This window comes from Pseudomonas sp. A-RE-22, assembly GCF_019956035.1.
Taxonomy (GTDB): domain Bacteria; phylum Pseudomonadota; class Gammaproteobacteria; order Pseudomonadales; family Pseudomonadaceae; genus Aquipseudomonas; species Aquipseudomonas brassicacearum.
The window spans coordinates 211,027-225,421 of the sequence record NZ_JAHBCZ010000033.1 but is presented as its reverse complement, the minus strand read 5'-3'; the positions used below and the strand labels follow the sequence as shown (position 1 = coordinate 225,421).

11 protein-coding genes are annotated in these 14,395 nt (G+C 64.5%); all 11 read right to left on the bottom strand.

Annotation, left to right across the window (positions count from 1 at the left end; genetic code table 11):
* Positions 1-21: 21 nt before the first annotated feature.
* The gene (gene madM, locus KGA89_RS17685; protein ID WP_003206444.1) at positions 22-786 is read right to left on the bottom strand and encodes a malonate transporter subunit MadM; all 765 of its coding nucleotides are present in this window, start codon (positions 784-786) and stop codon (positions 22-24) included.
* Positions 787-791: 5 nt separating this feature from the next.
* A complete protein-coding gene (gene madL, locus KGA89_RS17680) occupies positions 792-1,184 on the bottom strand; it encodes a malonate transporter subunit MadL (RefSeq protein ID WP_013694456.1) in 393 nt (130 codons plus the stop codon).
* Between the two features lie 67 nt (positions 1,185-1,251).
* Entirely contained in the window at positions 1,252-2,172 is a 921-nt protein-coding gene (mdcH, locus tag KGA89_RS17675) for a malonate decarboxylase subunit epsilon (protein ID WP_003206448.1), read from the bottom strand.
* The gene (locus KGA89_RS17670) at positions 2,169-2,789 is read right to left on the bottom strand and encodes a malonate decarboxylase holo-ACP synthase (RefSeq protein WP_223472144.1); all 621 of its coding nucleotides are present in this window, start codon (positions 2,787-2,789) and stop codon (positions 2,169-2,171) included. The genes mdcH and KGA89_RS17670 overlap by 4 nt, the downstream gene beginning before the upstream one ends.
* The gene (mdcE, locus tag KGA89_RS17665; protein ID WP_223472143.1) at positions 2,786-3,589 is read right to left on the bottom strand and encodes a biotin-independent malonate decarboxylase subunit gamma; all 804 of its coding nucleotides are present in this window, start codon (positions 3,587-3,589) and stop codon (positions 2,786-2,788) included. The genes KGA89_RS17670 and mdcE overlap by 4 nt, the downstream gene beginning before the upstream one ends.
* Entirely contained in the window at positions 3,586-4,437 is an 852-nt protein-coding gene (locus tag KGA89_RS17660) for a biotin-independent malonate decarboxylase subunit beta (RefSeq protein WP_223472142.1), read from the bottom strand. The genes mdcE and KGA89_RS17660 overlap by 4 nt, the downstream gene beginning before the upstream one ends.
* Positions 4,430-4,729 carry a malonate decarboxylase subunit delta gene (locus tag KGA89_RS17655; protein ID WP_003206454.1) on the bottom strand — a complete coding sequence of 100 codons (300 nt, stop codon included), beginning with the start codon at positions 4,727-4,729 and terminating at the stop codon, positions 4,430-4,432. The genes KGA89_RS17660 and KGA89_RS17655 overlap by 8 nt, the downstream gene beginning before the upstream one ends.
* Entirely contained in the window at positions 4,729-5,604 is an 876-nt protein-coding gene (locus KGA89_RS17650) for a triphosphoribosyl-dephospho-CoA synthase (protein WP_223472141.1), read from the bottom strand. Before KGA89_RS17650 ends, KGA89_RS17655 begins: the two co-directional genes overlap by 1 nt.
* Complete coding sequence (mdcA, locus tag KGA89_RS17645; RefSeq protein WP_003206457.1) at positions 5,605-7,275, bottom strand: malonate decarboxylase subunit alpha; 1,671 nt, start codon at positions 7,273-7,275, stop codon at positions 5,605-5,607.
* A 643-nt stretch (positions 7,276-7,918) separates the two neighbouring features.
* Complete coding sequence (locus tag KGA89_RS17640; protein ID WP_223472140.1) at positions 7,919-8,401, bottom strand: chemotaxis protein CheW; 483 nt, start codon at positions 8,399-8,401, stop codon at positions 7,919-7,921.
* Positions 8,394-14,327 (bottom strand): Hpt domain-containing protein, encoded by a 5,934-nt coding sequence (locus tag KGA89_RS17635; RefSeq protein WP_223472139.1) that lies wholly within the window; start codon positions 14,325-14,327, stop codon positions 8,394-8,396. The genes KGA89_RS17640 and KGA89_RS17635 overlap by 8 nt, the downstream gene beginning before the upstream one ends.
* Between the last annotated feature and the right edge of the window lie 68 nt (positions 14,328-14,395).

The following is a 14,395-nucleotide window of genomic DNA, read 5'->3' as shown; positions in this document are numbered from 1 at the left end:
GTTCAGCGCAAATTCAAAGCCCTACCCCATCAACCCCCGCATGATCAGAAACAACAACGAAGGCCCCAACAAGCACCCAAGCGCCGTATAGAACGCCGCCGTCAGGCAGCCATACGGCACCAGCTTCGGATCGGTGGCCGCCAGCCCGCCGGCCACGCCGCTAGAGGTGCCCATCAAACCACCGAAAATCACCGCACTGCGTGGATTATTCAGGCCAATCATCGGTGCCACGAACGGCGTCGCCACCATCACCAGGATCGCCTTGATCAACCCGGCGGCAATGGACAGCGCCATCACTTCGGAACTGGCACCTATCGCCGCCCCGGTCACCGGCCCGACGATGTAGGTCACCGCCCCGGCGCCAATGGTGGTCAGGCTCACCGCATCGGTGTAACCGAAAGCCATCGCGACCCCGACGCCAGCAATGAACGACGTACCGACTCCGACAAACAGCGCCAGCACCCCAACGAAACCGGCGCGCTTGAGTTCTTCGATACTCACGCCGAACGCCGTGGCGACGATGGCAAAGTCCCGCAGCATCGCACCGCCCAGCAAACCAATCCCGGACAGCAGCGGAATGTCCACCACGCCCTTCTGCCCGCCGGTCATTGCCCCGCCAATGTAGGAAAGCACCAGCCCCAGGAGAATGGCGATGGCCGAACCATGCAGGCGACCTTTGGTGAACGTGTTGCTGATCCAGTAGGACACCCACATGGTGATGCCGACAATGGCGAAACCGCTGATCAGGCCGTAGCCGGTGATCACTTTCATCATGGATTCGTACATGGCAATCACCCGACCGTCTTAACGGAAACGTCGGCCTGAGGCCCTTTGTTGCCAATGCGCACCAGCACCGGCACCAACGCAAAGGCAATCACCACCGCCAGGGTTCCGGCCAGGATCGCCATCGGCCCGCCCTTGAGCGCGCCGTAGACGTTTTGCTGCGCCGCCATCGCGACCACAATGGGGATGTAGACCGCGCTCCAGAATTCCACGCCGGCCTCGGATTTGCCCTTGAACAGGCCGCGCTTGCTCAGGTAGCTGCCCAGGCCGATCAACAACAGCATCGCAATGCCGACGCCGCCGACGTTGGCCGGCACGCCGATCAATTTGCCCAGCAGCTCACCGATAAAAATACCCGCCAGGGTACAAAAGGCCAAAAATGCCACACCGTAGATAATCATTGTTGTAGTCCTCAAAGTGCATCGTCGAAGTTGTTGTTTTTGTGCTTCGCCAGCTTGAGTCGGTGGTTTAGGGTTGGCGGTTTCCCTCCTCACGCAACAGCGCCTGCAAGGTGTCGAGCCGGGCGCCGTCGAAAGCCATGACAGTGCCCTGCTCGAACACCCGGCGCGCCAGGGCGGTCAGCACCGCACCGGGCGGCAGTTCGATCTGTAGCCGCACACCGCGTTCGTAAGCGCTTTGCACGGTACCGCGCCAATCCACCACGCGGCACATGTTGAGCGCCAGGTCGTCGCGCAAGGCCTCGGTGTTGATCACCGGTCGCGCGCGGCTACCGCTGAGATAACCCAAGGCTGGTGCTTTCAACGGCACGTCGGCAAATGCCTGGGCCAATGCCCGGGCCGGTGCTTCCAGCAACGGGCAATGGGACGGCACGCTCACCGCCAGCCGACAGGCCTTCCCGGCACCCAGGCTTCGCGCCTGCCTGGCAACGTTGTTCATGGCCTCGTCACTGCCGGCGATGACCACCTGATTATCCGCGTTGATGTTGGCCAGGTAGACCGGGGTGCGGTCGCTGTGCACCTGCGCCAGCAACGCTTCCACTGCCGCGAGGTCCAGGCCGATGATCGCGGTCATGCCATAGCCTTGCGGATACGCCCGCTGCATCAATTCGCCCCGCAGGCTGACCAGTCGCAACGCATCCTCGAACCCCAGCGCCCCGGCCACCACCGCCGCTGGATAAGCGCCGATGGACAGTCCCGCCACGTAGTCCGGCGCAGGCGCCTGTTCCAGCAATCGCCGCGACGCCGCCACGCCGGCAATCAACAGGCACAGTTGCACGGCGCGGGTCGATTGCAGCGCCTCGGCACTGTCCAACTGCAAGACGTCCTCACCGAGCACGTCACCCGCCTCGTCGAGGACTTGCGGCGCCAGGCCGTGGAGCATGCCCACGCGCTGCGCACCCTGGCCGGGAAAGACGAAGAGGCTGCTCACGCGACTTGCTCCAATGAAGGCTGCCAAGGATCGTTCACCAGCCGTGCCTGCACATCATCCTTGAGCAGGACCCGCCGCGACGAACCCGCCCACTCGCGCAAGGCGACGGCACCGCAGGGCGTTTGCAATTGCATATCCACGGCGCAAACCGAGGCATCCAGTTGCGCCAGCAATTCCCTGGCGTGGAGACGATCGAGAAAATGCGGCACCCGCAGAATCAGATCCAGGTCGCTGCGTTCATGCAGCGCCTCGACACCTGTGGCGAGCTCGAACCCGGCGCTGCCGCTGACGCCCCAGGCCCAGCCACTGGCATCGAGCAGCGGACGCAGGCAGGACAGCGCTTGCAGGGCTGGCAAGTCGCGAGTCGACGCAACGTGACAAAGGTCTTCCGGCCTGACGCGACGGGAAATCGCAGCAATCACCATCGACGTTGCATAACGCTGCTCGCGCGAACGCCCGCGCACGCCGACCGCGATTTGACCCGGCACCGTCAGCGAGCGTCGGACCACCACCGGTTGACCGGCGGCAATCGATTCGAGCACCCATGCCGGCGCACCCGCAGGCACCTGTTCCGGGGTCATCCCCCAGAGCAGGTCATGGGCCAGATACGTATTCACCACTGTGCTCTCAGCAGTTGGCGCACGGTGCTGGAAGCCGCGCGATAGGTCGCACCGAGGCGGCTGCTCAAGCCCCGAGGCGCCCCAGCCACATCGTTGATCGCCTGTTGCAGGCAATCCGTCACCCGGGCCAGATCCGCCGCCGTCGGTTGCTCGACCTGCTCCACCGACAAGGTTTCCCACAGCAGACCCAGGCTGGCAAAACTGTCGATGTCATAGGCCATCGGTGGCACGCTGGCGGCCAAGGCCTCAAGCTCTTCGACACTGCGCAGGGTGACTCGCGCCGCCGAGGCCTTGCCCATGGCGTGAACCATCACCCCCGGGTCGCGCAGCGCAATCAGGCGGTTGGCCTGGTAGCCGTGGGCCAGGAACGCCCCGGACATGGCCTTGCCCACCAGCAAACCGATCACCGGATGCCCGGCCAGCCGCGCACGGGCATAGCTGTCCGCCGCACCGGCCAAGGCCTGATGAATGCCCAGGGCTTCTTCACGCCGCCCATAGGCCTGGCTCGGTACATCGACAACGGCGATCAGCGGACGTTTGTTGACTGCATCGCGGTCGGCGTCGATGGCGTCATCCACCGCTTTAGCCAAACCCCAACCCTCCAGCAAACCGACTTCGCCATTGCGAGCACGGGGAAAACGACTGTCGGGATCAGCCACCACCGCCAGCAGGCGCACGGTTTGCTCGCCCAGCCTGACGTCAGTGACTTTCAACGAAGCCGGCAGGCCTTCCAGCGGTTTGGCGTCGCCAGCCAAGGCCTCGAACCAGCGCAAGCCTCTCAATGAATAGGCACTCATGGGCGTTCTCCCTGATACAACTGGCGAACCGTGGCCGGTTCGATTTGCACTTCAGTGTCCAAGCGGGCCAGGCGTTGCAGGAACAGCTCGGCCTGGCCGCTGCGGTGTTGCGCGGGAACGCCCAGGTGCAGCAACTCGCCGACCTGTTGACGGATCTGCGCCACATCATCGGCGACGTAACGGTCCACCAACCCACTGGCGAACCGTTGCTCGCCGCCGGTCAGGCTCCAGATGAACGGCCGGTCGCGGGAGTCGTATTCGTCGATCCCGGCCTCCTGTTCGATCACTTGCGGGCCGTTCAGGCCCAGCCGCGCTTCCTGGGTCACCAGCAGATAACTGCACAGCCCGGCGGCGATGGACATGCCACCAAAACAGCCGACGCTGCCGGCCACCACGCCGACCACCGGTTGGTATTGGCGCAGGTCGACAATCGCCGAATGAATCTCGGCGATCGCCGCCAACCCGAGGTTGGCCTCCTGCAAACGCACGCCGCCGGTTTCCAGCAGCAATACGGCACGGGTCGGGATGCCCTTGCGGTTGTCCTCGGCGGCCAGTTCCAGCGCACCGGCAATCTTCGCCCCGCCGACTTCGCCGAGGCTGCCGCCCTGGAACGCGCCTTCGATGGCGGCGATCACCACGGGCAGGCCATCGAGCGTACCCTTGGCGATCACCACGCCGTCATCGCTTTGCGGCACCACGCCTTGGCGCAACAGCCACGGCGACATGATCCGCTGGAACGGGTCGAGCAATTCGCGAAACGTACCCTCATCGAGCAAGGCCTTGGCCCGTTGCCGGGCACCGAGTTCGACGAAGCTGTGCTTGTTGAGCAACGCTGCACTGTCAGTCATGGCCGATCTCCTCGAAACCTTGCTCCAGGCGCAAACGCACCACGCCGGGGGTGGCGCCGAAATCGTGGATGTCGATAGACAAGGCCGGCGGTGTCTGGCCGTCGAACATGCGGGCGAACAGGTGCTGCCAGCGTTGTTCACTGCCGTTGACCGAGGTCTGCACCTGGATGGTCAGCTTGCCTGCCAGGCCGGGCTCGATCAGCACTTCCAGGTCGCCCGAGCCGACGCAGCCCACCAGCGCCCGCCCCCGTGGCGGCTGCCCGGCAGGGAATTCAAAGGATAAGGTTTCCATCAGCACACTCCTGGGAAGAGGCCATCGCCGCGCTCGATACGATCGAGGAACAGGCAGGCGGCGAGCAGGTCGGCAGCGCCGCCGGGCGAGGCGTTCAAGGCAATCAGTTGTTGGTCCAGCGCGTGCAATTGGCGACGACCGCCCAAGCTCGCACTGCCACCGGCATCGAGCACCGCCTTGGCGCCCTGTTGCATGGCCTGCAAACCCGGCTCGCCGGCGCGATAGAGCACGCAGGTATCGGCCAGGGTGGTCATGATCGCCAGCAAGGCATCGAGCCGGGCGTTCTGCTCTCCCGCGCCCGCCGCGCGACTGCGCTTGAGTTGCGGCAGGCCCAGGCCAGTCACCGCCGGGAACGCCAGTTGCGCTTCTTCCCGGGCACCGCGTACGCCGTAGCGTTGGGCTACCTGGGCGCCGTGGCTCAAGGGTTGGGGCGCATAGCGGTCGTTGAGCAAGGCCAGGCGGGCAGCGCGTAGAGCGACGGCGCTGGCGGCACTGGATTCAGGTTCCAGCGCCGTTGCAGCGACCAACAGGCCCAAGGCCCAGATCGCACCCCGGTGTGTGTTGACGCCGCCAGTGGTAGCGAGCATCGAGGCTTCCCCCTCACGGCCGATGCGCCCGAGGGCTTCGCGTAGCGGCAGCCCGATCTCGCCACAGTCGAGGGCGGCTTCGGCCATTTCCCTGAACGCCGGCCACAGCGACAGTGCCGAGGCGTGCATCAGGCCCAGGTGCAGGTCGGTGTGGGCGCCATTGCCACGACGATCCACCAAGGCCGGTTTAGGCGAGAGGTCGGCTTCGTCGATCAGCGCGTCCACCGCCATATCCGCCAGGTGCTCGGTCAAGGACAGTTTTTTCGGTTGCAGGTTGAAGACGTGCATTTACCAGCTCCTGAACTTGGCGGGCGGGTTGTAGAGACCACCGGACCACTCCACCAGGTCGGCCACGCTCTTTGCCGCGAGCAACTCGCGGGTGGCGTCGGTGCGGCGTATACCGAGGTCTTCGGGCAAGGCGATCAGCCCTTCGCGGCGCATGCGCGCGGTGTCTTTCGGGTCATGGCGCAGGCCAATGGCAGTAACGCCGGCCACCGCAGCAATCATTGCCTGGCGCTCTTCCAGGGAGCGGGCCTTGTACAGGTAGGCGATGCCCTCTTCGGTGAGCAAATGGGTGACGTCGTCGCCGTAGATCATGATCGGCGCCAGGGGCATGCCGGCTTTCTTCGCCACGTCCACCGCGTCGAGGGTTTCGACGAAGGTCGGTTTACCGCCCTCCTGGAACGTCTCGACCATCTGCACCACCAGCTTCTTGCCGCGTTCGAGCAACGGCGCCTCGCCATCGCCGTGGCGCATATCGAGCCAGGCTGGCGTGCCGTGACGACGACCGCGCGGGTCGTGGCCCATGTTCGGCGCCCCACCGAAGCCAGCCAAGCGGCCACGGGTCACGGTGGAGGAATGGCCGTCGCCGTCCACTTGCAGGGTCGCGCCGATGAACAGGTCCACTGCGTATTGCCCAGCCAGTTGGCAGACCATGCGGTTGGAGCGCAGCGAGCCGTCGTGGCCGGTGAAGAACACGTCCGGCCGGGCGGCAATATAGTTCTCCATGCCCAGCTCAGTGCCAAAGCAATGCACACTTTCGACCCAGCCGCTTTCGATGGCCGGGATCAGGGTCGGGTGCGGATTAAGCGTCCAGTTGCGGCAGATCTTGCCCTTCAGGCCGAGGGATTCGCCGTAGGTCGGCAGGATCAATTCAATCGCGGCCGTGTTGAAACCAATGCCGTGATTGAGGGATTGGACGTTGTGTTTTTCGTAGATCCCGCGGATCGCCATCATCGCCATCAGCACATGCACAGGCTTGATGTGGCGCGGGTCGCGGGTGAACAGCGGCTCGATGTAGAACGGCTTGTCGGCCACCACCACGAAATCGACCCAGGACGCCGGGATGTCGACTCGCGGCAGGTCACTGACGTCATCCACCAACTGGTTGACCTGAACAATGACGATACCGTCGCTGAAGGCCGCCGGCTCGATCAGCGCCGGTGTGTCTTCGGTGCTGGGGCCGGTGTAGATATTGCCAGCGCGGTCGGCCATGAAACCGGCCGAGAGCACCACGTTGGGAATCAGGTCCACCACCAGCCGGGCATAGAGTTCGATATAGGTATGAATCGCGCCGATTTCCAGCAGGCCATCTTCGAGCAACTGGCTGATGCGCAGGCTCTGGGTGCCAGCAAAGGAAAAATCGAGCTTACGGGCAATGCCGCGCTCGAACAGATCCAGGTGTTCGGACCGCCCGACGCTGGGCATGATCATGTGTAAATCGTGCAGCTTCGAAGGGTCGACTTTCGCCAGGGAGCGGGAAAGGAAGTCCGCCTGCTTCTGGTTATTGCCCTCCAGCACTACACGGTCGCCGGGCAGGATCAACGCCTCCAGCGCCGCGACGATCTTGTCGGTGGGCAGCACCACACCGTCGGCAAGCCCCTTCACCAGCCCGAGACGCCGCTGCTTTTCGCTGCGCCGCCGCGTCCAGCGCGAGTCGGGGGATATTGTTGTTGTCATGACCACTCCACGGGTTCGCTGTCGTGGGGGTCACCTTAGGAGTGTTGTGGCGCGGGCATCAATCAAGCTCGACGGCGGATCGTTACGGTTGGAGTAATGGTTGCCGGATTGGTACGAACCTTTGTGGTAGCGAGCAAGCCCGCACACAATTGGATTGGGGTACACCTGCAATCGCAGGTCGGCTGTCAGGCCGCCTCGCGAGCAAGCTTTGCTCCCACAGGTCCTGCTCACACAAATCTGGTTGGGGTACACCCGCAAGAGCCAGGCCGGCTGTCAGGCCGCCTCGCGATGGACGTTGATCTCGGCGCCCCGTTAACCACGCTGGCCGAACGCAGGCATTGTGGAGTGGGCATCCCGGCATGGATGCCGGGATAGCCGCGCTGGGCCATGGATGGCCCTTCGCGGCGGGCCCACGGAGCAATGCCTTCGTTCGGGCATGCCGAGCCTAGGCGAGGCACCGAGTGGTGGGGCAAAGCCTTTTTGGTTACTTTTTTGGCGTCTGAAAAAAGTGACCCGCCGTAAGGGCGGAACCCTAAGCAGCCGTTACCGCAGCAATGGATATGTACCCGATCAACAAAATTTTGGCCAGCTGTCAGGCCGCCATCGCGAGCAAGCTCGCACCCACATTGGAACTTCGTATGCCTCAGGGTTTGTGGGGCTGAATCAGGCCCACAGCCATCACCAACTCCTCCAGTGCCAACAAATCCGGCACTTTCGCCACGTGTTCCCCAACTTGCACCGCCGCCTGCTCCAACCCACACAGCGGCACATCGACGTAGCTCAATTGGCTGTCGAGCTTGTAGGAGCGCGGGATGCCTTGCACCAGCAGGGCAATGAAACGCAGCTCCGGCCGTCCGCCGAGGGCGTTGAGCACGACGATGCGCACTCGCTCGCCAATCACGGTCTTCTGGCCGCAGGCCGACTCGAAGCTCAGCAACGGGATTTGCCGTTCGCGCCAGCTCACCCAGCCCAGGAACCACGGCGGGGTGTCCATATCGAATACGCTGCTCTGGTAGTCGATCAGTTCGGCCACGGCCACGTTGGGCAACACCAGGTGCCGGTCAGCCAATGGCAACAACAGGCCGGTGAGTGGGCTGGTGCGCGAGTGAAGATGCAGGTCATGCATGGGTTTTGCTCCAGTACGCGATGCTGTCGAGCAGCACCGATTCCTGGTACGGCTTGCCCAGGTAGTCGTTGACGCCGATGGCCATGGCACGGTCGCGGTGTTTCTGGCCGGTGCGGGAGGTGATCATGATGATCGGCAAATGCGCCAGGCGCGGGTCGTTGCGCACTTGCGTGGCCACTTCGAAGCCGTCCATGCGCGGCATCTCGATGTCCAGCAGCATCAGGTCCGGGGCGTGCTCGGCCAGCAGCGCCATGGCATCCACGCCATCCTTGGCGGTCAGGACGTGCATGCCGTGGCGTTCCAGCAGGCGACTGGTGACCTTGCGCACGGTCACCGAGTCGTCCACCACCAGCACCAGCAACGGCCGTTGCGATTCGCCCTCGCCTTCTACCGGCACTTGGCGGCGCGGGACCTGGTGGGGCAAGGCGCGGATCGGCGCGAGCAGGTCGAGAATCAACACCACCCGGCCGTCCCCCAGGATCGTCGCCCCGGACAGGCCCTGTACCGCCGAGAACTGCGGGCCGAGGCTCTTGACCACGATCTCCCGGGTCCCGGCGGTAGCGTCCACCTGCACGGCGACGTGCCGCTCGTTGCACTGCACCAGCAGCACCGGCAAGGGCTGGCTCTGGCCCAGCAGTTTCGGCCGGGCGCCGGTTTTCAATAGCTCACCGAGGTAGCACAACTCGTAACGCTGCCCGGCGTAGGTGTAGGTCGGCGGATCAAGCTGGTAATAGCCGTCCAGCTCGGCGGGCAACACCCGGACAATGCTCTCGATGGTGTTCAGCGGGATCGCGTATTGGTCTTCGTGACAGTGCACCATCAACGCCCGGTTCACCGCCACGGTAAACGGCAGACGAATGCGGAAATTCACGCCCTGCCCCGGCGTGGAATCGATGACCATGCTGCCGCCCAGTTGCCGAACCTCTTCGTGGACCACGTCCATGCCGACACCGCGCCCGGATATCTGGGTGATTTTCTCGGCCGTGGAAAACCCTGGTTGCAAGATGAACTGCAGCACGTCGCGCTCGCTGATGTCGCTGTCCGGCGCCAGCAAGCCACGTTTGATCGCCTTGTTCCGCACAGCCTCCAGCGGCACCCCGGCACCGTCGTCGCGGATGTCGAAAATGATGTCGCCGCCTTCCCGGGACAGATCGAGGCTGATACGTCCTCGGGCCGGCTTGCCGGCGGCGATGCGCACGTCAGCCGGCTCCAGGCCGTGGTCGACGGCGTTGCGCAGCATATGTTCAAGAGGTGCAGCCATGCGCTCCAGCACGTTACGGTCCATCTCGCCGTCGGCGTTGCCGACCAGGAATTCCACGTCCTTGCCCAGCTCCTGCGCCACTTGCCGGACGATGCGCTTGAGCCGTGGCAACATGCGTTCGAACGGCACCATGCGCGTACGCATCAGGCCTTCCTGGAGCTCCGTGTTGATACGCCCCTGCTGTTGCAGCAGGACCTCGGCATCGTGATTGCTGCGGTCGAGGGTTTCCTTGAGCTCAAGCAAGTCCGAGGCGGACTCGAACAGTGCCCGGGACAACTGCTGCAACTGGGAGTGGCGGTCCATCTCCAGCGGGTCGAACTCTTCATAGCCCAGGCGCTCGGCCTCCACCTGTTGCCGGCTGAGAATCCGCCCCTGGGTTTCGGTATCCAGGCGCCGCAACTGATCGCGCATGCGCTCGATGGTGGTTTCCATTTCGCCCAGGGCCACGCGCCCGTCGTTGACCTGCTGTTCGATACGCCCACGGAAGATCGACGTTTCGCCCGCCAGGTTCACCAGGTCGTCGAGCAGTTCGGCGGATACCTTGACCATGTCCGCACCGTCGCCCGCTGCGCTGGGCTCCGGTCTTGCAGGCGCCGCAGGCGGGCTGACGATGGGAGTGGGCACCGGTTCCGGCGCCGAGACAGCCTGCGGTGCAGCATTCTCCTGGGGATGATTCACCGCCTGGATCTGCGCGATCAGTCGGTCCGCCAACGGGCACGGGTGGCCGGCGCGTACTGCATCGAGCATCTGCGCCAATCTGTCATGACTGCTTTGCAACAAAGTGAACAGCGCCGGGGTCGGCTGAAGCAGGCCTGCCGACAGGCCTTCGTAGAGATTTTCCAACTCGTGGGCCAGGTCGCCGATGGGCCCGATTTCCACCATGCGCGCACCACCCTTGAGGGTGTGCAAATCCCGCAGCAAGGTTTCCACGGCCTGGCGATTCGACGGTTCTTCCTGCCAGCGCAGCAGCGCCGCGCCCGAACTGTCGAGGATGTCGAAGCCTTCTTCAAGGAAGATTTCCAGCAACTCGGGATCATGGCCGGCGCCGTCGGCCTGGGCCGCTGCGTTCGTCTCGATGGCGTTCGGCTTGTCCTGGCGGAACCGTCGAATGGCGTCGATCAGCGCAACGGGATCGCCCAACGGCTGGCCCTGTTGCAACTGCCCGAGCAACAGGTCGAGGCGTTCGTGGCTGCTGGCGAGCAGCTGCACCAGTTCCTCGCTGTAGCTGTAGCGGCGGTCCACCAGTCCTTCGTAAAGGTTTTCCAACTCCTGGGCCAGGTCGCTCACCGGCCGGATGTCAGCCATTCGCGCACCGCCCTTGAGGGTGTGCAAGTCACGTTGCAGCGAGGACAGCGGCGCGCCGTTATCCGGATCGGCCAACCAGCGTTGCAAGGCCTGGGCGGCGCTTTCGAGGATGTCTTGGGCTTCTTCGAGGAAAATCGCCGCGAGGTCATCTTCCATCGAGGTATCGACGGGCGCGTCACGCTCCATTTCCGCCGTCGCGCGGCCCAGTTCGCGGATGCTCAGGGTGCGGCTGCCGTCGCTGCGGATCAGGCCGGTGGCCGACGGGTCGAGGCTCTCCTGGAGCAGGCGGCGCAAGGCCTGTACCCGCTCGGGCTGCGGATGCACATGCTGCCCGGCCGCCAATTCATCGAGCATGTCGATCAGCGCTTCATGGGCGCGCTGGGCCTCCTGGAAAAATTCATCGCTGACCGCCAGGCTGCTTTCCTCTACCGCACCGTAGAGGTCGAGCAAGGCTTCGCAGAGTTCGTCCACCGGGTGCAAGTCGGCCAGGTGCGCGCCTTCGCCGAGGGTGGTCAGCTCATCGAGCAGCGCACTCAGTTCCTGGCCTTCGCCGGGGTGCTGCTGCCAGCGCTGCAAGAGGCTTTCGGCGTCCAGCAGGATGTCCATGCCCTGGGCGAGGAAGTTGTTGATCAGTTGTGGGTCGCGCTTGGTCCGCAGCGCTTTGTCCGGCGCGCTGTTGGCGGCGTGCAGACGCTCGGCCAGCAGGGCCTGGGCGCGCTGGATCAGATCCTCGGCGCCAGGGATCGCTGCCAGCGGCTCGCTGTGCAACTGGCGCAGGCCCCGGCGCAGCAGCCCTTCGGCTTCCAGCAGCAATTCGACCTCATCCAGATCGAGGGCAATCAGATGCGCCCGGTATTCCCGGGCCAGCTCATCCATCGCCCCGGCCAGCTCGGCGATCGGCAGCACGCCGGCCATCGACGCGCTGCCCTTGAGCGTATGCAAGGCCCGCTGCAACTCATCACTGGCCTGCAGGGGCAGGTGGTCGGCCGACTGATCGAGAAAGCGATTGAGACTGGCGAGGTGGCCCTGGGCTTCGCTGTCGAAGATCTTCAACAGCAGCGGATCGAGGGCGGCCACGTCCTGCTCGTCTTCATCCTTCTCATCGCCGCCCTTGGCCAGGACATGCGCGCGGGCGGCCAAGCGGTCGACGTCGTCGCGCTGGCGCTGGTGATTGGCGGCGAATTCGGCCACCAGGGCCGGCAACAACTGCACCGTGTCTTCAATCAACTGACGGACCGAGGCCAACGGCTCGACGCTGCGCTCCAGGACCCGGTTGAGCAGGTTTTCCACGGCCCAGGCCAGTTCACCCAGCACCAGCGCCCGGACCATCCGGCCACTGCCCTTGAGGGTGTGGAAGGCCCGGCGCAGTTCGCTCAGGGCGCCGTGGTCGTCGGGATGCGCAATCCAGCGCGGCAGGTATTCACGCAGGACGTCCAGCACCTCGCCGGTTTCCTCGAGGAAGACCTCGCGCAACTCGTCGTCCACCGGACTTTCATCAAACGGTGGCGGCAACAGGCTGCCCGGGGTGCTCTTGGCCGGCGGATTGACCGCCGAGATCGGGCTGGCCAGCACCTCGGCCAAGGACTGCACCGTCTGCGGGTCGTCCCATTCCTGCAAGTCCTGCATGACCTGGGCTTCGTTGGGGCTCAATACATCGTCGAGCACCGGCACCCGCGCTTCGTCAGGAAAATAACCGAGCGCAGCCAAGCTCCGCTCGACCCCGTCGAGCAACGGCTCGCCAGGAGTTTCCGGGTCCTCGCTCAAGCGCTCCAAGTAGTATTCGAGGCCGGTGATCACGTCAGCCAGGTGGTCGAGTTCTTCCCAACCCGGCTGGGCCTGGTCCAGCAACAGGTGGTCGCGGATGAAACCGTTGCAGGCCTCCACCAGGCTGGCGGCACGGCTCAGGGGAATCATCGCCAGCGCGCCGCGCACCTGGGTCAGCAGCGCCGGCAAGGGCTGCAGTTGCTCGCGGTTCCAGTCCGCGTCGATGTAGTCGACGATCATGTCCTTGGCCTGTTGCAGGCAGGTGTGGGCTTCCTTGATGACGATCTGGTGGATCTGGGTCAGGTCGGTGGTGGGCAGGTGGGTGTCTTCGCGGCTCTCGGGCTCGACGGTGCCGACCATGCCGGCCAGCGTCGCCTCGACGTAGAGCAAGGCCCCGGCGACGTCCATGAGGGTCGCGTCATCCGGCTTGCGCTGGCCCTGGGCGAGGCTCAGGACCACCGCCAGTTGATCGATGATGACCTTGCGCGGCTGGCCGAAACCGAGCACCGCCAGGGTGTCGGCGATCTGCCGCAGCGGCGCCAACAGGCTGTCCAGCTCCGAGGCGTGCTGGCGATCGCTGCGCACGAACAGGTCCAGGCGCTCCTTGACCCGCACCAGTTCCTCGCACAGCGCGGCAAGCACCGAGCGCATGGCATCGCGGTCGGGCCCGGCCAGGCGCGCGCGTTCTTCGTCGACCATGGCGCTGTCGGGCAGCGCGTCGTCCAGTGAGTAGCGTTCTTTCATGATCTGCATCTGCCCGCTGGGATGTTCGGCCTTGGCAATATAGAACAACAAACTCTTGAGCAGGTGGGGCGGTGCCGGCTGATTGATGCCTGGCATGCCTTGGTCCAGCAGGCGCTTGAGTTCCTTGTCGGCTTCCTTGAACAGACTGCGCAGCGTCGGGCTGTTGGCAATACGTCCGTCACGCATGCCTTCGACCAGCGCCGAGGCCACCTGCCATAACGCATTGAGCGGTGCCCCAGTACACAAGGTTTCCAGGCGATGGAAGACCTTGGCCAGGTAACCGAGGTGGGTCGCGTCGTCCTGTTCGCGCAGCAGGCCCACCAGGGCCATTTGCAGGGTCTGGCGCAGTTTGCGCAAGGTGTTTGGCAGGTCAGCGGGTTCGAGGTGCTGCAAGGCCTCGTCGCTGAGCGGCGCAATATCGGGCAACTCGGGGCTGAACAGGCTGGTTTCCGACAACAGGCTCTCGCCCCGGGCACTGCGCAGGTCGTTGATCAAAGGCAGCACCACCAGCGGCAGGTCGCGACGGGCACCTTGTACGCGGTCCAGATAGATCGGCAACTGCCCCAGGGCCTGGCTCAACAGGCTGATGGCTTCGTCGCGATGGGTGACGCGGTTGTCCTGCAGGGCGGCGCACAGCTGCTCCATCTCCTCGGCCAGCAGCGCCGCACCGTAGAACTCGACCATCTGCAGGCCGCCGTGGACCTGGTGAATGCAGGCCAGGCATTGCCCGAGGGCATCCGACGCCTGCGGATCGTCCACCAGGCGGTTGAGGGCCAGATGAGCCTGCTTCAGCGTTTCGGCAATCTCGCCCTTGACCCATTCCAGGGCCACATAGTCGTGCCGATCACCCATAACCACTCCAATCAGGAGAACACAACACGCCCGCGGGGAAAGGATTTACCTGTGGGAGCAAAGCTTGC

Excerpts from the sequence above, each read along its gene's own strand:
- madM (WP_003206444.1), bottom strand. The coding sequence starts at position 786 with ATGTACGAATCCATGATGAAAGTGATCACCGGCTACGGCCTGATCAGC.
- madL (WP_013694456.1), bottom strand. The coding sequence starts at position 1,184 with ATGATTATCTACGGTGTGGCATTTTTGGCCTTTTGTACCCTGGCGGGT.
- mdcE (WP_223472143.1), bottom strand. The coding sequence starts at position 3,589 with ATGAGTGCCTATTCATTGAGAGGCTTGCGCTGGTTCGAGGCCTTGGCT.
- KGA89_RS17660 (WP_223472142.1), bottom strand. The coding sequence starts at position 4,437 with ATGACTGACAGTGCAGCGTTGCTCAACAAGCACAGCTTCGTCGAACTC.
- KGA89_RS17655 (WP_003206454.1), bottom strand. The coding sequence starts at position 4,729 with ATGGAAACCTTATCCTTTGAATTCCCTGCCGGGCAGCCGCCACGGGGG.
- KGA89_RS17650 (WP_223472141.1), bottom strand. The coding sequence starts at position 5,604 with ATGCACGTCTTCAACCTGCAACCGAAAAAACTGTCCTTGACCGAGCAC.
- mdcA (WP_003206457.1), bottom strand. The coding sequence starts at position 7,275 with ATGACAACAACAATATCCCCCGACTCGCGCTGGACGCGGCGGCGCAGC.
- KGA89_RS17640 (WP_223472140.1), bottom strand. The coding sequence starts at position 8,401 with ATGCATGACCTGCATCTTCACTCGCGCACCAGCCCACTCACCGGCCTG.
- KGA89_RS17635 (WP_223472139.1), bottom strand. The coding sequence starts at position 14,327 with ATGGGTGATCGGCACGACTATGTGGCCCTGGAATGGGTCAAGGGCGAG.